Source organism: Neptunicoccus sediminis (assembly GCF_001719615.1).
Lineage (GTDB): Bacteria > Pseudomonadota > Alphaproteobacteria > Rhodobacterales > Rhodobacteraceae > Amylibacter > Amylibacter sediminis.
Genome location: NZ_MDVX01000014.1, coordinates 22,769 through 41,675, shown reverse-complemented (window position 1 = coordinate 41,675; position 18,907 = coordinate 22,769). Strand labels below are relative to the sequence as shown.

20 protein-coding genes are annotated in these 18,907 nt (G+C 61.4%); 16 read left to right on the top strand and 4 right to left on the bottom strand.

Annotation, left to right across the window (positions count from 1 at the left end; all coding sequences use genetic code 11):
• Positions 1-56 precede the first annotated feature (56 nt).
• From BFV97_RS14385 to BFV97_RS14375, 3 genes are all read right to left on the bottom strand, one after another.
• Positions 57-1,268 (bottom strand): tetratricopeptide repeat protein, encoded by a 1,212-nt coding sequence (locus tag BFV97_RS14385; RefSeq protein WP_069301094.1) that lies wholly within the window; start codon positions 1,266-1,268, stop codon positions 57-59.
• Positions 1,252-2,835 carry a tetratricopeptide repeat protein gene (locus BFV97_RS14380; RefSeq protein ID WP_069301093.1) on the bottom strand — a complete coding sequence of 528 codons (1,584 nt, stop codon included), beginning with the start codon at positions 2,833-2,835 and terminating at the stop codon, positions 1,252-1,254. The genes BFV97_RS14385 and BFV97_RS14380 overlap by 17 nt, the downstream gene beginning before the upstream one ends.
• An 88-nt stretch (positions 2,836-2,923) precedes the next feature.
• Positions 2,924-3,667, bottom strand: a complete 744-nt coding sequence (locus tag BFV97_RS14375; protein WP_069301092.1) for a prepilin peptidase — start codon at positions 3,665-3,667, stop codon at positions 2,924-2,926.
• Positions 3,668-3,797: 130 nt separating this feature from the next.
• Between BFV97_RS14375 and gspG the strand changes: the two genes are divergently transcribed.
• The 11 genes from gspG (at position 3,798) to BFV97_RS14320 (ending at position 11,678) form a co-directional block, all read left to right on the top strand.
• Positions 3,798-4,268, top strand: a complete 471-nt coding sequence (gene gspG / locus BFV97_RS14370) for a type II secretion system major pseudopilin GspG (RefSeq protein WP_069301091.1) — start codon at positions 3,798-3,800, stop codon at positions 4,266-4,268.
• Positions 4,253-4,729, top strand: coding sequence for a GspH/FimT family pseudopilin (locus tag BFV97_RS14365; protein WP_069301090.1), 477 nt, complete (start codon positions 4,253-4,255; stop codon positions 4,727-4,729). The genes gspG and BFV97_RS14365 overlap by 16 nt, the downstream gene beginning before the upstream one ends.
• Complete coding sequence (locus BFV97_RS14360; protein ID WP_157888337.1) at positions 4,726-5,109, top strand: prepilin-type N-terminal cleavage/methylation domain-containing protein; 384 nt, start codon at positions 4,726-4,728, stop codon at positions 5,107-5,109. The genes BFV97_RS14365 and BFV97_RS14360 overlap by 4 nt, the downstream gene beginning before the upstream one ends.
• Positions 5,106-5,729 carry a type II secretion system protein GspJ gene (locus tag BFV97_RS14355; protein WP_069301088.1) on the top strand — a complete coding sequence of 208 codons (624 nt, stop codon included), beginning with the start codon at positions 5,106-5,108 and terminating at the stop codon, positions 5,727-5,729. Before BFV97_RS14360 ends, BFV97_RS14355 begins: the two co-directional genes overlap by 4 nt.
• Positions 5,726-6,655 carry a type II secretion system minor pseudopilin GspK gene (gspK, locus tag BFV97_RS14350; protein ID WP_069301087.1) on the top strand — a complete coding sequence of 310 codons (930 nt, stop codon included), beginning with the start codon at positions 5,726-5,728 and terminating at the stop codon, positions 6,653-6,655. Before BFV97_RS14355 ends, gspK begins: the two co-directional genes overlap by 4 nt.
• Positions 6,656-6,733: 78 nt before the next feature.
• Positions 6,734-7,864: a type II secretion system protein GspL gene (gspL, locus tag BFV97_RS14345; RefSeq protein ID WP_157888336.1), complete on the top strand. Its 1,131-nt coding sequence runs from the start codon at positions 6,734-6,736 to the stop codon at positions 7,862-7,864.
• A complete protein-coding gene (gene gspM, locus BFV97_RS14340; RefSeq protein WP_069301085.1) occupies positions 7,861-8,361 on the top strand; it encodes a type II secretion system protein GspM in 501 nt (166 codons plus the stop codon). The genes gspL and gspM overlap by 4 nt, the downstream gene beginning before the upstream one ends.
• Positions 8,358-9,146 carry a hypothetical protein gene (locus tag BFV97_RS14335; RefSeq protein ID WP_069301084.1) on the top strand — a complete coding sequence of 263 codons (789 nt, stop codon included), beginning with the start codon at positions 8,358-8,360 and terminating at the stop codon, positions 9,144-9,146. Before gspM ends, BFV97_RS14335 begins: the two co-directional genes overlap by 4 nt.
• Positions 9,147-9,646: 500 nt before the next feature.
• A complete protein-coding gene (locus BFV97_RS14330; RefSeq protein ID WP_069301083.1) occupies positions 9,647-10,636 on the top strand; it encodes an IS1595 family transposase in 990 nt (329 codons plus the stop codon).
• A 90-nt stretch (positions 10,637-10,726) separates the two neighbouring features.
• Entirely contained in the window at positions 10,727-11,194 is a 468-nt protein-coding gene (locus BFV97_RS14325; protein WP_069301082.1) for an SRPBCC family protein, read from the top strand.
• A gap of 139 nt (positions 11,195-11,333) precedes the next feature.
• A complete protein-coding gene (locus tag BFV97_RS14320) occupies positions 11,334-11,678 on the top strand; it encodes a nuclear transport factor 2 family protein (protein WP_069301081.1) in 345 nt (114 codons plus the stop codon).
• Positions 11,679-11,887: 209 nt separating this feature from the next.
• Here BFV97_RS14320 and BFV97_RS14315 read toward each other — a convergent pair whose 3' ends face one another.
• The gene (locus tag BFV97_RS14315) at positions 11,888-12,466 is read right to left on the bottom strand and encodes an outer membrane protein assembly factor BamD (RefSeq protein WP_069301080.1); all 579 of its coding nucleotides are present in this window, start codon (positions 12,464-12,466) and stop codon (positions 11,888-11,890) included.
• A gap of 160 nt (positions 12,467-12,626) precedes the next feature.
• Here BFV97_RS14315 and BFV97_RS14310 point away from each other — a divergent pair, with 160 nt between their 5' ends.
• The 5 genes from BFV97_RS14310 to BFV97_RS14290 all read left to right on the top strand — a co-directional run bounded on the left by BFV97_RS14310 (position 12,627) and on the right by BFV97_RS14290 (position 18,829).
• Positions 12,627-13,043 carry a type II secretion system protein N gene (locus BFV97_RS14310; RefSeq protein ID WP_069301079.1) on the top strand — a complete coding sequence of 139 codons (417 nt, stop codon included), beginning with the start codon at positions 12,627-12,629 and terminating at the stop codon, positions 13,041-13,043.
• A gap of 193 nt (positions 13,044-13,236) precedes the next feature.
• Complete coding sequence (gene gspD / locus BFV97_RS14305; RefSeq protein WP_069301078.1) at positions 13,237-15,198, top strand: type II secretion system secretin GspD; 1,962 nt, start codon at positions 13,237-13,239, stop codon at positions 15,196-15,198.
• Positions 15,199-15,207: 9 nt separating this feature from the next.
• A complete protein-coding gene (locus tag BFV97_RS14300) occupies positions 15,208-16,662 on the top strand; it encodes a GspE/PulE family protein (protein ID WP_069301077.1) in 1,455 nt (484 codons plus the stop codon).
• The gene (locus BFV97_RS14295; RefSeq protein ID WP_069301076.1) at positions 16,659-17,897 is read left to right on the top strand and encodes a type II secretion system F family protein; all 1,239 of its coding nucleotides are present in this window, start codon (positions 16,659-16,661) and stop codon (positions 17,895-17,897) included. The genes BFV97_RS14300 and BFV97_RS14295 overlap by 4 nt, the downstream gene beginning before the upstream one ends.
• A 257-nt stretch (positions 17,898-18,154) precedes the next feature.
• Positions 18,155-18,829: a sugar transferase gene (locus BFV97_RS14290; protein ID WP_069301075.1), complete on the top strand. Its 675-nt coding sequence runs from the start codon at positions 18,155-18,157 to the stop codon at positions 18,827-18,829.
• Positions 18,830-18,907: the final 78 nt, after the last annotated feature.

Sequence of the window (18,907 nt, the reverse complement as noted above, 5' to 3'; positions counted from 1 at the left end):
AAGGGTATATTTAATTAAAGCTGCTGATTTTTCACGTATAAACAACCTATGGTAGCCTACCTCTTGCTCTGCCAGTAGCGCTGCGCGATCTGCTGGGACTCGTTTATCTGTCCCGACGTCATTTTTCGGGTGATCCGGTCCCGCAACGCAAGCGGTCTCGGGTCTGTTCCGAGGCTGGCGAGACTGGCCCAGACACGGGCCAGAACGTAGTCCTGTGGCAGGCCGACCCCTTCGAAATACATCATCGCAAGATTGGCCTGTGCCAGATGGATGCCGGCGCGGGCGGCCTGTTCCATAAAGCGGGCAGCAGCAACCGGATCGGGCGCAGGGTTGGCAGGGTCAAGCAGGGCAAAGGCCAGCAGATAGGCGGAGAGAGGATCACCGGCGCGGGCGGCGGTTTGCATCTTTTGTGTGGTTGCTGTGTCCTCAAGGCGGATGGCGCTGCCAAGGCGGGGGTCTGACAGGAAGGCGGTTTTCGTGTCCGATTTGGCCCGTCGTGCCCAGTCTGCGGCCAGATCATCGCTTTGGGGCAGGCCGAAACCGTTTTCATACATCACTGACAGATTGGTCATGGCGGTGGACAAACCGCTTGCCGCGGCGGCCTGAAACAGGGCGGCGGCGCGTTCGTAGTCCTGCACCACGCCACTGCCACGGGTATAGAGCAACCCCAGATTGTTTTGCGCACGGCTGTGCCCTGCGGTGGCGGCGGGTTCATAAAGGGCGCGGGCGCGGGCAAAATCCTGCGCGACACCGGTGCCGTTCTGATACAGCACCCCGAGAGAGACCGCCGCATCCCTATGGCCCAACCCTGCGGCCTGTTCATAAAGACTGGCAGCGCGGGTCATATCCTGCGGGGTGCCCGCGCCGTTTTCATACATTTGCGCCAGATCATAAAGATGGGCCGCTGTGCCGTCGTCTGCGGCCTGTTTCATCAGTTCAAAGGCGCGGGGCAGATCGGCAGGGCCGCCAAGACCCGCGCCAAGCAGACGGCCCAGACTGTTTTGTGCCGCGGCCAGACCGGCGGTGGCGGCCTGTTCGTACCACTGGCGTGCGCGGGCAAAATCCTGTGGCACCTGCGTGCCTTCGTCAAACAGACGCCCGAGATAAAGCTGCGCCGCACTGTCGCCATCGCGTGCAGCCTTTAGCAGTTCTGCAAGGCTTACAACGGGTTGCGGCTGGTCCTGACTCTGGACCGGCGGGGCGGCAGACAGGAAGGACACTACAGCGATAAGGGTCAGCGCCCTTGCGGGATTAATTCTCTGCCACATAGGTGCGGGCCTGTGTCTGGGCTTGGGCAATCTGTTCGGGGGTCATCAGTTTGGCAAAGAGATCGCGGCTGCGTCCGGCCTCTGCCATGCCCCGTGCGGCTGCGAGATTGGCCCAGGCATGGGCGGCAATATAATCCTGCGGCACTCCGGTGCCTGATCCATAGAGCAGGGCAAGCTGGTACTGGCCAAAGGCATCGCCCCGTGCGGCTGCGGTTTTGATCAGCGCCACCCCCTGTTCCAGCTGCTCCGTATCCTGTGCGGCGGTGCCCTGTTGCACCCTGATCAGACCCAGACGGGACTGGGCGGTGGCGTGGTTGTTGCCTTCCGGATCGGCGCGGCCCTGCAACCACGACAGGATCGCGGCTTTTTCTTCTGCTGCAATTCCTGAAGGGGCGTCACTGTCCAGTAACAGATCCGCCACCCAGATGATGGTGCGGCCTTGCGGACCGGCGGGGGCGGGCAGCCGGCCGGTGCCCACCAGTCGGGCGAAACGGGCGCGCGCACGGGGTTCGCCCTGTTCGGCGGCCTCAAGGTACAGATCGCCCGCCCGTGTCAGATCCTGCGCCACGCCCTGTCCGGCTTCATAAAGATTGGCAAGCGCGGTGGTCGCCCGTAACAACCCCTGATCCGAGGCTTTTTTATACCAGTGGAAGGCCTGTTCGAAGTCCTGTTCCGTACCGGTGCCCGTGGCATAGAAATACCCCAGATTGGATTGGGCGCTGGCTTCTCCGGCGCTGGCGGCGGCTGTCATCCAGTGCAGTGCCTTTGCTGTGTCTTGTGCAACCCCGTCCCCTTGCAGATAAGAGGTGGCGAGCAAGCGCTGCGCCATCGGGTTCTGCCCCTCTGCAGCCCGCAACAGCCAGTCGATCCCCGCAGCTTTGTCCTGTGCCACGCCCTGTCCGGTCATATAGGCAAGCCCGAGAAACAGCGCCGCCTCAATATGTCCGGCCTCTGCGGCGGCGTTCAGATAGGTCAGGGCCTTGGCGGTGTTCAGCTCTACCCCCGACCCGCGGGAGAGATGTTTGCTCAGCTCGAAGGCGGCAGTGGCATCGCCCCCGTCAGCGGCTTTCTGGAACAGCCGTGCCGCCGAAGCGGGATCGACCGGCACGCCCTGCCCGCTTTGATAGAGTTTGCCCAAAAGCACCATGCCTGACAGATGGCCTGCCCGTGCCGCCCGTGTCAGCAGATCGACCGCCTGTTTCGTGTCTGCTGTCAGACCCGCCGCACCGTAAAGATAAAGCTGCCCGAGCAGCACCATCGCCTGTGCGTTTTCAGCCTGAACAGATTTTTGCAGCCAGTCCACCGCGCCCGCAGGGTCGGCAGGGCCGCCGCGCCCGTCCAGCAACAGGCGGGCCAGACGGGCCTGCGCCAGCGCATCGCCCGCCGTGGCCAGTTCCAGCAGTCCGGCGCGGGCGGCGGCGTAATCCTCTGCGGCATAGGCTTTTTCGATCGCCTCCATCTGTGCCGGAGCGGACGCCCCTGTCTGTTGCGCCTGTGAAGGCGGGGCAAAAGCCAGTGCCGCTGCGAGGATCGGGCAAATCAGGGCGGACCGGCGGGCAGGGATCATAAGAGGGCTTTCGCTCAAAGGGCTGGAACAGGAACTTTGGGGCAGTTAGCCCTATGGCGGCTGTTAATTCAACGGATTTCTAGAGCCTTCAAAGACTTATGCACCAGACCAGAGCCGCGCCGAGACACAGGAAACTGCCAAAGGGCAGGGGGGTGGTGGCGCTTAGCGGGCTTTGCCGCCACAGGGCTTGTGCCGCGGCAAAGCCAAGGGCCAGCAGGGCCGCAACCAGCACCGCCAGCGGAGTTTGCGCCGCGCCGAGTCCGGCGGCAATCCCCCCGATCAGCTTCACATCCCCGAAGCCAAGCCCTTCCCGTCCGCGCAGGTGGAAATAGGCGATGCGGATGCCCCAAAATACCGCCGCTGCGCCAAGGGCGGCAAGACAGGCGGCAGTCAGGCTGCGGGACGGGTCTTCCCAAGCCAGCGCCAGACCGGTGGCCAGCAGCAGGGCGGTCAGCGGATCGGGCAGGCGCATCACCGTGGCATCGGTGGCACCAAGCGCCAGCAGCAGCCACAGGAACAGGGCCCCCAGCAGCAGTTGCAGATCGCTTTGCGCAAGCAGCAGCATAAGCAGCGCGACAAGAAACGCGCCAGCCTCCAGCAGCGGCAAACGGGCGGGAATTTTCGCGCCGCAACAGCGCGCCCGCCCGCGCAACAGAAAATAGGACAGCAGCGGCACCAGATCGCGGGCCGGAATTTTCGCCCCGCACCCCCGACAGGCCGAGGGTTGGCGCACCACATCCTGCCCGCGGGGCAGCCGGTCCACCAGCACGCCCAGAAAAGAGCCCACTGCGGGGCTGACCAGCAGCAGTATTATTCCTGTGAGCGTGATCACGGGGCGGGGACCTTCTGGTTCGGGGAGCTATCCTTGTGTTGCTGACCCATTATTTTGCGCTATTGTCCTTCTGAATACTCTCCGCTGGATTGACCTTTGGAGAAACCGATTTGGAAACCGTGGTTTATCTATGCTGACTTCACAAGAAAATATAACGCCTTCTGTATCTGAAGCGGGCCGCAAGGATGCAGGGTTTTCCCTGCTGGAACTGATGGTGGTTGTGGTGATCCTGTCGATTCTGGCGCTGGTGATCGCACCGCGTATCATTGACCGGCCGGATCAGGCGCGGGTGGCGCGGGTGCAATCGGATCTTGCGGTGATCCAGAGCGCGGTGAAACTCTACCGGCTGGACAACTTCCGCTATCCCACCACGGAACAGGGGCTGCGGGCGCTGGTCAGCCGCCCGAGCAGTGAACCCGTCCCACGCAACTGGGCCGAAAACGGCTATATCGACCGGATGCCGGTGGACCCTTGGGGCAATGAATACCAGTATCTTTCCCCTGGTGTGCACGGGGAATTCGATGTCTTCACCCTTGGTGCGGACGGGGTGACGGGGGGCAGCGGGGCCGATGCCGATCTGGGCACATGGACCCTCGAATAGAGCCTTCATCCCGCCGGACTGCGGGGTTTTCCCTGCTGGAACTGGTGGTGGTTATTGCCGTGGTCGGTATCCTGTCGCTCGGGGTTAGCCTGTCGCTATCTGGGGGGCGCAGCACCGGGGGGTATCCCCGCGATGCCAGCCGTTTTGAAAGCCAGTATGCGGCCCTGCGCGACAGTGCCATTCACAGCCGCACGCCGGTTGCCCTGTCGTTGGACCCTGCGGGCTGGCAGGTGATGCGCCGCCAGAACGGTGTCTGGCAGGGTGAAGGCCCGCGGGTACGCTGGAACGGGGCCGCCGTGTTCCAGCGGGATCTTTCCGCGCCCGTTCCGTCAACTCCGGTGCCTGAAGTGATTTTTCTGCCCGACGGGCGCAGCAGCGCCTTTTCCATCCGGTTCACGGATGCCGGTCAGGTGGTGCAATGCAGCAGTGACGGCTGGCAAGGGCTGGAGTGCGGATTGTGAAACTGCGGGCGGGCAAAACGGGGCGGCGGGATCGCGGTATCACCCTGCTGGAACTGATGATCGCCATATTGGTTCTCTCCATCGGCACACTTGCGGTATTTCGCACGCTCGATCAGTCCCGCCGTGAAATCGGCGGCGAGATGCAACGCCATCTGGCCCGAAGTGTGGCCGCCAACCGCGCGGCGGAAATCCGCATCTACGGTCTGGCACGGGGGCTGGGCCTGCCCGCCAGCGTGCAACAGGGGCCTTATGAGTGGAGGATTAAAACCACGCGCAAGGAAACCGAAGGCGGCTTGTTCGAGGTGCATCTGGCGGTGTCTTCAAAAGGCGGGCCGGGGGCGCAGCTGGTGACTTATGCACGGATGGAGCCGCCCCGATGACAGCACAGGGCAAAGACACAGAACAACAGGCGGGGTTTACCCTGATCGAGTTGATCGTGGTGCTGGCGGTGTTTGCGCTGGTGGCCACCATGAGCCTGCAAGCCATGACCGGCACCCTGCGCACCCGCGACAGGCTGGCGGGGGTGGTCGAACAAACGGCACAAACCACCCGCGTTCTGGCCCTGCTGCGCAGCGATCTGGAGGCCGCCGTCCCGCTTGAGTTTCACGATGTAAGTGGCCGGACACGTTCCTCTTTTGACATTGCCCAAGGCTCTGTCGAGCTGGGCATTTCGATCAGCGGGCGGCATGGTTTGCCCGGCGAACAGGTCACGGGGCTTGGCCGTGTGATCTGGCGTTATGATCGGGGTGCGGGGGTTCTGACGCGGCAAAGCTGGCCGGTGCTGAACCCTGCGGACCGCGCCTCTGCAAGTCCGCAGGTGGTGGTGGGCGAAGGGATCACCGGATTCGAGGTGCGCCGTCTGGACGGGGATGGCAACTGGGTCTCCGGCCCAGATCCCAACCTTGGCGCGGGCAGTTCTTCGGGATTGCCCCGTGCCGTGGATGTGGTGATCGACACGCAAGCCTTCGGGCGGATCAATACTCTGGTGGCCTATCCATGAAACGGCGCATCCATGACACGGCTGACAGGGGGCTGGCGCTGATCAATGCGCTGGTGCTGGTGGCGGCCCTTTCAGCGGTGGCGGTTCTGTTGCTGCAACTGGCGCAGGGATCCCGGCTGCGGCAGGTCACAACACAGGAGGTGACACAGGCCACCGCCTATCTTGACGGGCTGGAGCTGCTGGTAATCAGCCGGCTGGACGCGGATCGTGCCCGTGGGCCGGCGGATCATCCGGGGGAGGCTTGGGCGAAAACCGGCGGGTCCGATGTGCCGATAGATCGCGGGCGCGGGCGTTATGACATCACCGATCTGTCGGGGAAATTCAGTCTCGGGTGGGTATCGGGCGGCGATATTCTGTTCGGGATCGACGCTTATAACAGCCTGCTGGCGGCTGCGGGGGTGTCAGCGGAACTCGGCACTGAAATCCGTGAATTTGTCAGTGTCGAAGGCCCGCGCGACCTGCAACCCTATCTGCAACAGACCCCGCCGGTGCGCCCCCGTGGCGGGGTGGAAATCCTGCCCCAGTTGCAACAGGTCAGCGGCATGACACCCGCCGCCTACGCACGGTTTGCGCAACTGTTTACGGCGGTGCGCACCGAAGGGGTGATCAATGTGAACACCGCCCCTGTGGCGGTGCTGGCGGCGGTGCTGGCCGAACTCTCTGCCTCTGAAATCGCCGGACTGGTAGAGACCCGCCGCGACAGCCCGTTCGAAACCACCGAGGCGCTGCACGGCGAACTGGCCCGTCTGCTGGGGGAGGAAAAATCCGAGGAATTCGATTTCAGCCCCTACGGCATCTCAAGCCACTGGTTTGGCGCAAGGATTTCTGTCACTCTGGGCCAAACCCGTCTGGCGCGACAGGTTGTTCTGGAACGCTCCGGGGAAACCGGCAAGACAAAGGCAATATTTCGCTTTGCAGAGAATTAGAGCAATGGGGCCATGGTAAAACAGGGCAAGGACAGCGGATTGCCGTTGGTACGGTTCGACCAGGGGGAGACGCTCCCTTTGAGCGGGTCGTTCATTGTGCTGGTGGACGGACAGCGTGCGCCGCTGCTGCCGCTGGACCTGCCGGCCGGTCTGAAAGGGCAGGCCCGCGAACGGGTGGCGGCGCGGCAGCTTTCGGATATGGCCGGCCTGCCTGTAGGAACAGCAGAACTGCGACCCTTCGTGGTGAAAGGGTCTAAATCCCAATGGCAGCGGGCCATCGTCAGCGCCACCGAACAGCTTGAGGACTGGCGCACCCGTGTTGCCGGAACGGGGGAGCGCTGTGCAGCAATCCTGCCCGACTACCTTGCCCTGCCGGTGACGGATCGGGTCTGGACCCTGCATCAGGGCACTGTCCGTTCCGAAGAAACAACGCTGACCGCGCGGCTGGGGCTGGAGGACGGGTTCTCGGCGCCAAGTGAACTGGCGCTGGTTCTGCTGGAGAAAGCTTTCAAAGCGGCCCCGCCAGAGGCAATCCTGAAGCTGGGTGCGCTTGATGATCAGGTTGAAGACTGGCTGGAAGGTTTTGATCTGCCGGTATTTTCAAGTGCGGATGCGCTGGTGGACAAGGGCTTTGCCCCGCCCCGCGCGCTGGAACACGGAGAACTCTCGCTGGATCTCGCCCGCGATCCCCGCGCCGCATTTGAATCCCTGACAGAGCGGTTGAAAGCCTGGCGCTTGCCGGTGGTGTTGGGGCTGTTGGGGTTGGCGTTCTGGTCCGGCGGCATGCTGGTGCAGACCCGCGAACTGATTGAGGCCGCCCGCAGTGTCAGGGCGGATACGGTCGCTGAAGTGCGCCGCCATTTCGTCCCCACAGGGCCGGTGCTGGACATTCGCGCCCAAGTGTCCCGCGTGCTGGCAGCACAGAGCAGCGCGAGCGGTCAGGAAGGTGACGGCCCGAAGCCCCTTGATCTGCTGAAACAGGCCAGCGCGGTGATTGTAGACTATCCGGGCGCACTGACGAGCAGCAGCTACCAGCCCCAAGGCGGGTTGACGGTGGATCTCTTGATGCCCGATTTTGCCACGCTCGACCAATTGGTCGGAGCTTTGGAACAGGCGGGGCTGGCGGTGGCGATCACCACGGCGGGCACTGCGGAAGCGGGCGGCGTTGCAGCGGTGCTGGAACTGGCGGCCAAAGGAGCAGTGCAATGACGGACCGTCTGGTGACATTTCTTCTGGGCCGCGCGCCGCGGGAACGCTGGCTGATCGGTATACTTTGCGCGGCTGTGCTGCCGCTGGCGGTGGTGATGTTCTGGGTGCTGCCCCTGCTGGAACAACGGCAGGCGGCGCGGGTGGAACTGGCCGCAGCGCAGGATTTGCGGTTTTGGGTGGCAGAGCGTGCGCAGGAAAAAGCCGCCCTTGATGCGGCCAACCCCGCACAGGACAGCGCGGCGCCTGTGGCGCTTGGCATCAGTGGCATTGAACAGAGTCTGATTGCCGCGGGGCTGCGGGATCGTGTGACCCGACTGGCCAATCGGGACGGCGGCGGGGTCGAACTGGGGTTTGATACGGTGGATTTCCGGCTTTTGGGGGAGTGGCTGGATCAGAGTGCTGATACTTGGGGCTATGATATAGAGAGCTTCCGTCTGGACAGCAGCCCCCGTGCCGGTGTGGTGGCGGCGAGCTTTCTGTTGCAGGTGGCCCGATGACGGGGCGCGTCGCGAAAGGGCTGTTGGTTGTGACCGGCCTGCTGGTCGGGCTCGGGCTTGCGGTGCTGGGCGAGGGACGGATGCGTCATTTGCGTGCCCTAGCCGGAGAGAGCCTGCCCGTCTGGAGCCGTGCGCTTTCGCCCGATGCGGGGTTTGGCGCGGGGCGGCTGGCGGATGTGACCGGGCTTTTGCCTTTTGGCGGGCCGGTAGATCTGCGCTGGAAATTTGACGGGATCGACCTGTCCGGTGCGACCTATAAAGTCGCACTAACCGATGCGGCGGGGGCTGTGGATTTGCAGGCGCGTCTGAGGGTTCCTTTTGGCGCAGGCTGGCAGGCGCTGGAGTTTTCCCAAGGGGAAGGCGTGATTGACCTTGGAGCGACCTATGCCGCGCCCCGTGGCCTGCCCCTGACAGGGCGGCTGCTGGTGGTGGACGGGTCCGGTGTGCTGGATGGCACAGCGAAGCAGTTCCGCAGTCTGGCGCTGACCGGCAGTCTGGCGGAGGGGCGGTTTGACGGGTTTGACCTTGGGCAGGTACGGCTGGTGTTGAGAAATGATGCGGGTGGGGAGTGGCTGGGCGATGTGACGGCGGATGGTGGGGTTCTGGACCTCTCCGCAGGGGGCCGTGGCCGGTTGAATCAAAACGTCTTTGCGCTGGAGGGGAAAATCGGGGAAAATCCTGATATGCCAGAGGGCTGGCGGCGCTATTTGAACCAAAGCCTGCGGAAAACGGATGCGGGCTGGTCCCTGCCGCCCGGGATGGATCTGGACGCGCCGGATTTCTGAGTATTTGGGGGCCATTGAAACGCCTCAGGCTGGGAGTGTCTGTTTGCTTTGGGTGGCGACAGCAGTGTTGAGGGTGGTTCGGGTTTGTTCCAGTTTTTTAAGAGTAAGGCGGTCTATCGGACCTTAGGACAAGAGGGGCTGACTTAAGGGTCGGTTCATAAACAGGCAGTTTTGAGCCTAATTTTTATCAAATGCTTAACAGCGGATGAATTCTCTAAAATTCGCAGCACTGGCCTCTCCCTGCCTGGTTTTTGTACAGCGCTCTGAAATTATGCACATATTCGGCACAATGGCCGCGAGCCCCTTGCTAGGGGCGTTACAGTGCTTGCCAGCATTGCTGCGCTACGGAAAGGATGGAGGTACAAAAGCGAACCGGTACAATATCTCCTCCCATTGATCCGGTTCGTATAAAAAATGGGGGTGTCCGCAAACCGTGTTGGTCCGCTTCGTGATTTCGCAGAAAGGCCTATATCACTCGGCTCTTTACGCGGAGGATACCCATGCTGCACCACGACTTTCGCCGGTTTCTCAATGCAATCGACCGCCTGAACCCGGCCCAGATCGAGGACGCCCAGTCGAAGATCAGGGATCTCCGTCAGAAGACCGAGGCGATCTCGGAGATCGAAGCACGGACAAACCAAGATCTCAAATGCCCTTTCTGCGGCGATGAGCGCCGGCAGAAGTGGGGCCGCACCCGGACCAAGATCCAGCGCTACCGCTGCACTGGCTGCCGGAAAACCTATTCGGGCAGAACGGGCAGCGCCATTGGCCGACTCCATCGCCCGGACCTGTTCATGGTCGCGCTGAGGGATATGCTGGGCACCGCCGCACCGCAGTCTGTGCGCAAGCTCGCGCGGCGGCTTAGACTCAACAAATACACGGTCTGGCGCTGGCGAATGCTGGTGTTTTCCATCATTGGCAGCAGCTCAACCGTGAGCTTCTCTGGTATCGTGGAGGCGGATGAGACTTTCCAGCGGGAATCGCGCAAGGGTTCTCGCGAATGGGTCCGGCACTTCGCAGATCCGAAGAAAGTCGCACCGCCGCCCCGCCCCAGGTGGGAGGACTTCACGACGCAGGGACTGAAGATGATGCGAGGCCTCTCGAAGTGGCAGCTCCCCATTCTCACCGTCGCCGACCGCGGCGGCACGCGCCTCTTCCGACGCCTGCCGAACCGCAAGAGCGTGACGCTCGAGCGCGCCGTGAAGCCGCTGGTTCCGAGCGATGCCGTGCTCTGTTCCGACGGCGCCACCGGCTACAAGAACGTCGCAGCAGCAGGCGGTCTCGAGCACTTCGTGGTGGGCAGCAAGCCCGGCACGCGAGTGGCCTCAGGATGCTATCACATCCAGAACGTGAACTCGCTCCATGCCCGCTACAAAAGATTCATCAAGCCCTTCTGCGGACCGGCCACGAAGAACCTCAGCGGCTACATCCGCTGGCTGGAAGTGCGGCTGGCGGGTATGCGCCCGGCGGAGATTGTCCGTGCCTCGTAGACAAGGTGTCGCACAGAGGTCTGCTTCGAGCCCAAACCTACAGTTCTTTGATGTGTGTGCTATGATGCCATCGAAATTTGGAGATGCCTCATGTCAAACCAAGAAATCAAAGCTACTGCAAAAATGCTAATCCGCCGTCCGGTCGACGAGGTGTTCGAGGCGTTTGTAAATCCCGACCAAATGACCAAATTCTGGTTCCCCAAGAGCAGCGGCCGCCTTGAAGAGGGCGCGACTGTTGAGTGGCAGGTGGGGACAAGCGATGACGACCCAAAAATTGACGTAAAAGTCGTTAATTTTGAGAAGGATGCACGCCTTGATATACAATGGACTGCCGGAGAAAAATCAACTCGCGTTGAATGGAAATTCACGCCGCAAAGCGACGGAACTACGTTCCTTGAGATTGTCGAAAGTGGCTTTGAAGGCTCGCTGGAAGAAGTCGCTGCAAAGGCTGTCGATTCAACTGGGGGCTTTAATCAGGTGATCGTCGCCGCGAAAGCGATGCTCGAACACGGCGTTAAAATCAACGTCGTAAAAGACCACGCACCGAACGGCTGTTAAGTCCGCAGCCGGGACGCCCGCTGCATCTCTCACTCCTGGCCTTGTTTGCGTGCGCAGCCGGAGTCCGGCTTGAGCCCGCCTTGTCGCATGATGCGCTCGCGGCATGGGCATGGTATCAGCACTTCAAGGAGGATCGAGAATGAACTTTAAAACGCTTTGGAAAATGGAGAACAGCTTCTGGCTCGATGGACCGGACTTCTACGAAAGCTCGATGGCATCGGATGCCCGAATGGTTTTTCCGTCTCCGGTTGGTATTCTCGCAGGCAACGAAATAGTTGAGGCTCTGAAAAAAGGACCTCGTTGGCTATCTGTTGATTTCGAGCAAAAAACGGAAACCGGCTTGGGCGATACAATTGTCCTTGCCTACAAGGCAACTGGCAAAAGAGTTGGCGAAGATTCCTACATCGCTCTTTGCGCCAGCACATATGTGAAGAGCGATGGGAGATGGGTTCTCCTGGCTCACCAGCAAACACCAGAAGAGTAGCGCTCTCCTATTGAAAGAACTTTTGGATGCGGAATACCGCTTCGTCCGGCATAGCGGACCAACACGGTTTACGGACACCCCCTAAAAAATAACGGTGCGTGATACCCTCCCCCCATCGCGTTGCCGTTCTAAAAAACAGTCCAACAGGACTTGGCCGGATCAGCAATGATCCGGCCGTTTCTGTTTCAGGGGGGAGGTGTGTTGTTTTCCTACAGTCCAGCCAGCGTGTTTTTGATCTCGGCGCGGCGGCTGGCCAGCGTGCCAAGGGGGTCAAAAATCTCTGCCTGTTCCAGCACCGCATCAAGAGCGGATCCGGCGGCGGCCAGACGGGCCTTGGTGGCGGTATCATTCTGTCCTGCGGCCAGTGCGGCCTTGGCGGCTTCATGATCTGCGGTGCCTTGCACGGCAAGGGCGGCAAGACGGCCGTCGCCCTGCTGGTTGGCGGCCACAAGACGGGCTTCGCGGCCTGCTTCGATGAATTTATCCGAACGCAGCAGCGAATGGGCATATTCCAGACGCAGGCGGGCCTCAAGCGGGCCGGCTTCGGGCATCATGGTCTTATAGCTGCTGATGGCTTTCTTATAGGACCCGCTTTCCAGCGCATCGCGGGCCACCAGATAGCGCCCCTTGAAATTCTTGCCTTTGGAACTGGGTTCCACCGCACAGGCGGCGGTAAACAGGACCACCGCGCCAAGCCCGTAGGCGATCAGGCGGTTGGACACGGATTTTACGGAAACGGATTTTGTGGGCGCGACAGGGCCGCGCGGCGTATGTGGAAACTGCTGCATCTTTACCTCGTCCGCCCTTTTCGGGCCTTGTTGTTGTCAAAAGCCTAGCAGCGGTGTGTTTGCCCTGTCTATAAGAGGGGATGAACGCCCCGATATAAGTGTTTGATTGTCTTAAAGGAGACACACCATCCCACGTCTTTCCACCCTGACCGGTTTTGTGATGGCTATTGCTGCGGGCTATGGGGCTGGGCATTTGGGGCTGACACTGTTTGCAGGCGGCCCACCCGTGGCGGACGCGCGGATCGCACCGGAGCGGGTTGCCGTGGCGCGGGACGCTGTTGCGCCGCAAGACATAGTGCCCTGGCCGGATGCCTTTGGGGTTTTTGTGCCCGATGCGGTTGCGCCGCCGCCGCCCCCCGAACCCGAAGAGGTGGTGGTGAACCTTGATTACACACTGACAGGTCTGTTCGCGAGCGCCAGCAGTGCCTGGGCGATTGTGGCCGGACCGGATGGAGAGCATCTGCTGCGCAAGGGCGACGAACTGCCCGGCGGTGTGCTGGTGCAGGAAATCACACGGGCCGGAGTAGAGCTGCAAACCCCGCAGGGCCGCCAGATGATCGCTTTTGAGGAAAACTGATCGGGGCTGACCCCTGCCACGCCTGTCCAAAACTGCAACAGATCAGCGGCAAACCCCCGTCACACAGGGAATTTCATTGCTTTTTGAAGGGCACGCGCGAATAGTGGCAGGAAACCCCGGGGCGCGCGGCGGGTCTGCTGTCCAATGTGACCGACCACCGGGGAAAGGCAGAAAACCGAGTGGTAAAGATACGATGAGATATACCCGTTGTGTGACGGCCCTTGCGGCCGCATGGTTCTGCGCGGTGATGGCGGTGGTGACACTTGCAGTTCTGGCCCCTATGCCTGCACGCGCGCAGGTGGCGCTGGATCTGCGGGATGCGGATTTGCAGCGTTTTGTTGAAATCGTCTCTGAAACCACCGGACGCAGCTTTATTCTTGATCCCCAGATCAACGGCACCGTGACGGTGCTGGCCCCGAACGAAGTCCCCCCCGAAGCGATCTATGAAATCTTTCTCAACGTGCTGGAACTGAACCGGCTGACCATCGTGGAAGGGGTCGGGGCGGACCGGATCGTGCCCATCGGCATCGCCCGCGAACTCGCACCCGGCCAATCGGCAGGGCTGACCGGCGGGGGGTATGAAACCCGCGTGCTGCCGGTGGTGAATGTACCCCTTGAAGAAGTCACCGAGGTGATCCGCCCGTTGCTGCCACAAGAAGCGGTGCTCTCTACTGTGCCGGGGGCGGGTCTGATGATCCTGTCGGACCGGCGTGAAAACCAGTTGCGGATTGCTGCCCTTGTCAAACGGCTCGACCAGCCCCGCAGCCAGCCGATCGAAACCATCCGCATGCGCCATGCCAGTGCAGCCGAGCTGTTGCAGGTGATCCAGTCCCTTGAAGTCACCCCTGTGGGGGCGTCTTTGTCGGCGGACCGGCGGGTCAATGCGCTGGTGGTGGCCGGACCCCAGCAGTTCCGTGACCGTATCCGCGACATCGTCGTCGAACTGGACCAGCCGCAACGCTCTATGGCGACCCGCGTGGTCGAGCTCAGCTATGCCAATGCAGCGTCTCTGGCCGAAGTGGTGCGGGCCTCTTTCGTGGCACAAAACGGCGATGAAGCCGTCACGGGCAGTGTGAACATCGTGGCCGAGCCCCGCTCCAACACCCTGCTGATCACCGCCCCGCAAGACCAGATCCATTCCATCGTCCTGTCGGTGCGGGCCCTTGACCGCCGCCCCAAACAGGTGCTGATCGAAGCGGTGATCTTTGAAATGTCGGTGGAGAATTTCTCGGACCTGTCGGTGCAATTCGGTGTTTTGCTGGATGATGCCATTGCGGGCGGGGTGCAGTTTTCGCTGCAGGGCCGTCCGACCCTGACCTCTGCGGTCAGCGGCGCCCTGTCGGGCACGGTGGTTGATCCGGGCAACGGGGGCAGCATCGGGGCGATCAAGCGGAACGGGGACAATGGCATCGGCGGGTTCCTGACCGCCGTGGCCTCGAAGAACTCGACCAAACTGCTGTCGACCCCTTCGATCATGACCCTGAACAATCAGGAAGCCGAAATCGTCGTGGCGCAGAATGTGCCCTTTGTGACCGGCAGTTTTGCCACTGTCGGGGACAGTGCTGTGCCCCAGACCCCGTTCCAGACTATCGAGCGGCAGGATGTGGGGCTGACCCTACAGGTGACACCGCAGATCACGGCGGAAAACACCGTGTTGATGGCCGTGAAACAGGAAGTGTCGAACCTGACCAATTCGTCGTCCCAAGCCGGCGGCGAGATTACCGCCAAACGTACACTGTCTACCAATGTGCTGGTGCGGGATGGCAATGTCATCATGCTTGGCGGCCTGCTCGAAGACGGCTCGGGTACGGTCAGTCAGAAGGTGCCGGGCCTTGGGGATATGCCGGTAATCGGTGGTTTGTTCCGCGGCAAGAATGCCTCCAAGAACCAGCGGGTTTTGCTGGTGCTGCTGCGTCCCCGTGTGATCGGTTCGGATGCCGAGGCCAAACGCATCACCCGTGAAGTCGCCCGCGAGGCAAAAAGAGCCAGCAAGGTGATCCAGCCCAAGGACGACGGGCGCTATCCCCGCACCCCGAACGGGGAATTTCCCTTTGACGGGGCGGATCTGAACCAGCCCTTTGATGCGGGGTTTGTGGACAGTATCGCCCAGACCCGTGCCTTTCCTGCGTTGCCTTCCCGACTGGAATTCAAATAGGCTCGGTCCATGTCCGCTGATCCGTCCCGCCTGCCGTTCTCCTTTGCCCGCGACCATCAGGTGGCGATGGACGGGGCGCGACTGGTCTATGGCCCCCAAGCCTCGGTGTTCGGCCTGCGCGAAGCAGCCCGCCGTGCGCCCCCCGCCACCAAACCCCATCCCCTGACACAGGAAGAATTCGACCGCAGGCTGGCGTCCCTTTACCAAAGCAATGCGGTGGATGACGGCACCGACGAGTTATTGTTCGATCTGGAAGACGGGGCGGGCACAGGGGGACCGCGCGACCTGCTGGAAGACAGCACCGAGGCCCCCGTGATCCAGCTTGTGAACCAGTTGTTGCGCCGCGCGGTGACATCGGGCGCATCCGATTTGCATGTGGAACCCCATGAGGGCGGCTTGCGGGCGCGGTTGCGCATCGACGGATTTCTGCAAACCGTGCTTGACCGCAATGACGTGCCGGTGCGCCGGGTGATTTCCCGTCTCAAGGTTATGGCCAATCTGGATATTGCCGAAACCCGTCTGCCACAGGACGGGCGCATTGCCCTGCGTCTGGGGGGCCGTGCCATTGATACGCGGGTCTCCACCCTGCCCGGAAACTATGGCGAGCGGGTGGTGTTGCGGGTGCTCGACCGTTCTGCGGGGTTGATGCCGCTGGACGGTCTCGGGTTAAAACCCCGCCATATCGAGATACTGGAGCGGCTCTCGGCCCTGCCCAACGGGATTATTCTGGCCACGGGGCCAACCGGATCGGGCAAGACCACCACGCTCTATTCCCTGTTACAACTGGCCAATCGGGACGAGCGCAACATCGTCACCGTGGAAGATCCGATCGAATATGATTTGCCCGGTGTGTCACAGAGCCAGATCAACTCTGACATCGGCATGACCTTTGCCGCCGGACTGCGCGCCACGCTGCGTCAGGACCCTGATGTGATCCTTGTGGGGGAAATCCGCGACACGGAAACCGCCAGCATTGCGGCACAGGCTGCGCTGACGGGGCATCTGGTGTTTTCCTCGCTCCATGCGAATGGCTCTGTCGGGGCGGTGGTGCGGCTGCGCGATCTCGGGCTTGATGACTTCTTGATTGCGTCGACCCTGCGCGGTGTGATTGCCCAGCGATTGCTGCGCCGCCTGTGTGAAAGCTGCAAGACACCGCGCCAACCGACCGCTGCCGAAGCGGACCAGTTTAACGCATCCGAGATTGCCGCCCCCGAACAGGTCTGGGATGCAACGGGCTGTGAGGCTTGTAACGACAGCGGCTATGCGGGCCGTGTGGGGATATTTGAAATCGTCCCCGTCACCGAAGCCCTGCGCAATGCCATCGACAAGGGGGCCTCCGAACAACAGCTTGTGGGCCTGTCGCTGGAACCGCAATTCACCCTGCTGGGGCAGGGGATGGAGGCAGTTGCGCTGGGGCGTACCACCCTGTCCGAAACCCTGCGCGTGGTTGGTGACACGGTATGAACACTTATAAATACACCGCCTATTCCGACACAGGGAAACGCAAGGACGGTGTGATTATCGCAGAGAGCGAGTCCCATGCCGCCAGTCTGCTGAAAGAAAAGAGCCTCTTTGCCAGCCAGATCGAATTGCGCCCTGCGCGGCGGGCGGGCAAGGGATCTGGCAAGGCAGGTGGCGGATTGTTCGGGGCGAAACGCAACCGGCTGGGCGCGGATTTGCGCGCGGTGTTCACCCGCCAGATGGCGGTGCTGTTAGCGGCCGACCTGCCAAGCGACGCCGCCCTTGATGCGGTGCGGGCCTCGGGCGTGGCGGGTCCGGTCAACACGGTCGCGATTGAATTGAAGGCCGCTGTGCTGGAAGGATTGCCCCTGTCCGATGCGCTGGAGCGGGCCGATATGGGGTTGCCGCCCTATTATATTGCCGCTGTGCGGGCAGGCGAGAGTTCGGGTGATCTGGCGGCGGTGTTTGAAGAACTGGCCACCTATCTCGAAAACGCCGGATCGGATCGGGCCCAGATTGCCACGGCGCTGATTTATCCTGCTTTCGTGGCGGCGGTGTCGATTGTGGTCTGTGCCATTCTGATGATCAATGTGGCCCCTGAAATCGTCTCGATGTTCGAGGTCTCGGGGCGCGAATTGCCACAACTTACGCGGGTAATGCTGGGGATCAGCGACTGGATACAGGATCACTGGCTGGTGTTGCTGCTCGGGGCGGCGGGCTGTCTTGTTGCCTTCCGTCTGGCCCTGCGCCTGCCCCGGTTCCGCGATGGCTGGCACGGGGTATTGTTGCGGGTGCCGGTGCTCGGGCGGTTGATCCGCCTCTCGGCCGCAGCGCAATACCTGCGCACGCTGGCGCTGATCATTGCCAGCCGTCAGACCATTCTGGATGCCACCACCCATGCGGCCGAAGTCATGACCATCACCCGTTTCCGGGTTCAGGCTGATCTGGTGAGCGAGGCCGTGCGCTCCGGCGAGAGCCTGTCGAGCGCCCTGCGCCATTTGACCCTGATCCCGCCAGTGGCGGCACAACTGGTAAATGCGGGCGAGGCTTCGGCGCGGCTGGCGCGTATGTCCGAACGGGCCGCCCATCTGGTAGAGACATGGGCGGGCAACGCGCGCAAACGCTTTACCGCGTTGTTGGACCCGATGCTGATGATGTTTGTGGGCACAATGGTTCTGGTCATTGTGCTGTCGGTTCTGCTGCCCATCTTCGACCTGCAATCGGTGATCGCCGGGTAGGTGCGAAAACAGGTTTTAGATCAGGGCAGGGGTTGGATTCGGCATAAATCCTCTGGTAGAGTGACGCCGATCACAGAGATTCTTGAAACATCACATTTGAATGATAAGATGAGCGTGCTGAATCAGCACAATCAGGGGCGTAAACAACATTCCATACTGAGCAGGGTTTAAGTGTTATAAAGCACCGGATAGAACGGGCCGTAATACATACTTGAACCAGTGAAAATTATTGGAACGCACAACCGTGAGGGTGCTTTTTGACTATTGAGAAATTCAGTACAGATTTTTTGCACGCAAGTCCGGTTGTCGACAGAGTTCCGTCTTCGGCGACACTGAAATTCAAGATTGTCAAACGGCTGGTGGATCTGGGATTTTCGCTGGCGCTGCTGCCGATTTTTGTTTTGATTGCCTGTATTCTCTTTGTTCTCAACCCCTATTTGAATCGCGGACGGGTGATGTATTCTCAGAGACGGGTCGGGCGGGACGGGGAAACCTTTCGCATCTATAAATTCCGTACCATGGAAGGCAAAAACGTGGAATCCCGTTTTGCCACCGAAGAACAGGCCCGCATCCGCCGGCTGGGTCGTTTCATGCGCGCCTCACGCATTGACGAACTGCCCCAGATCCTCAATGTGCTGCTCGGTCAGATGAGCATGGTCGGCCCGCGCCCCGAACAGGTAAAATTTTACAAACAATATACTGCCGCTATTCCGGGCTATGCCGCCCGCCAGCAGGTACGTCCGGGCATCACCGGACTGGCCCAGTTGAAATACGGCTACACCAGCGACGAAGTGGGCACCGCGCGCAAGCTGAAATGGGATCTGGAATATATCCGGCGTTCCGGCTTTCGCCTTGAATTCTATATCATTGTAAAAACGATGGTTTTCGTGTGCCAGCGGCTGTGCAATGTGGACACCAAAACCAAACTCTGACCCCTGTAAAATCCGCCTCTCCGCAAAGGGGGCCTCTCCGGACGGATCCGGTGTTATATGGGGCGTCTGGGCTCTTTA

What these genes read in the sequence shown, in the direction of transcription:
- BFV97_RS14355 (WP_069301088.1), top strand. Translation starts at nt 5,106, where the DNA reads ATGACAGCACAGGGCAAAGACACAGAACAACAGGCGGGGTTTACCCTG.
- BFV97_RS14325 (WP_069301082.1), top strand. Translation starts at nt 10,727, where the DNA reads ATGTCAAACCAAGAAATCAAAGCTACTGCAAAAATGCTAATCCGCCGT.
- BFV97_RS14315 (WP_069301080.1), bottom strand. Translation starts at nt 12,466, where the DNA reads ATGCAGCAGTTTCCACATACGCCGCGCGGCCCTGTCGCGCCCACAAAA.
- BFV97_RS14320 (WP_069301081.1), top strand. Translation starts at nt 11,334, where the DNA reads ATGAACTTTAAAACGCTTTGGAAAATGGAGAACAGCTTCTGGCTCGAT.
- BFV97_RS14295 (WP_069301076.1), top strand. Translation starts at nt 16,659, where the DNA reads ATGAACACTTATAAATACACCGCCTATTCCGACACAGGGAAACGCAAG.
- BFV97_RS14330 (WP_069301083.1), top strand. Translation starts at nt 9,647, where the DNA reads ATGCTGCACCACGACTTTCGCCGGTTTCTCAATGCAATCGACCGCCTG.
- gspK (WP_069301087.1), top strand. Translation starts at nt 5,726, where the DNA reads ATGAAACGGCGCATCCATGACACGGCTGACAGGGGGCTGGCGCTGATC.
- gspD (WP_069301078.1), top strand. Translation starts at nt 13,237, where the DNA reads ATGAGATATACCCGTTGTGTGACGGCCCTTGCGGCCGCATGGTTCTGC.
- BFV97_RS14365 (WP_069301090.1), top strand. Translation starts at nt 4,253, where the DNA reads ATGGACCCTCGAATAGAGCCTTCATCCCGCCGGACTGCGGGGTTTTCC.
- gspM (WP_069301085.1), top strand. Translation starts at nt 7,861, where the DNA reads ATGACGGACCGTCTGGTGACATTTCTTCTGGGCCGCGCGCCGCGGGAA.
- BFV97_RS14300 (WP_069301077.1), top strand. Translation starts at nt 15,208, where the DNA reads ATGTCCGCTGATCCGTCCCGCCTGCCGTTCTCCTTTGCCCGCGACCAT.
- BFV97_RS14385 (WP_069301094.1), bottom strand. Translation starts at nt 1,268, where the DNA reads ATGTGGCAGAGAATTAATCCCGCAAGGGCGCTGACCCTTATCGCTGTA.
- gspG (WP_069301091.1), top strand. Translation starts at nt 3,798, where the DNA reads ATGCTGACTTCACAAGAAAATATAACGCCTTCTGTATCTGAAGCGGGC.
- BFV97_RS14310 (WP_069301079.1), top strand. Translation starts at nt 12,627, where the DNA reads ATGGCTATTGCTGCGGGCTATGGGGCTGGGCATTTGGGGCTGACACTG.
- BFV97_RS14380 (WP_069301093.1), bottom strand. Translation starts at nt 2,835, where the DNA reads ATGATCCCTGCCCGCCGGTCCGCCCTGATTTGCCCGATCCTCGCAGCG.
- BFV97_RS14335 (WP_069301084.1), top strand. Translation starts at nt 8,358, where the DNA reads ATGACGGGGCGCGTCGCGAAAGGGCTGTTGGTTGTGACCGGCCTGCTG.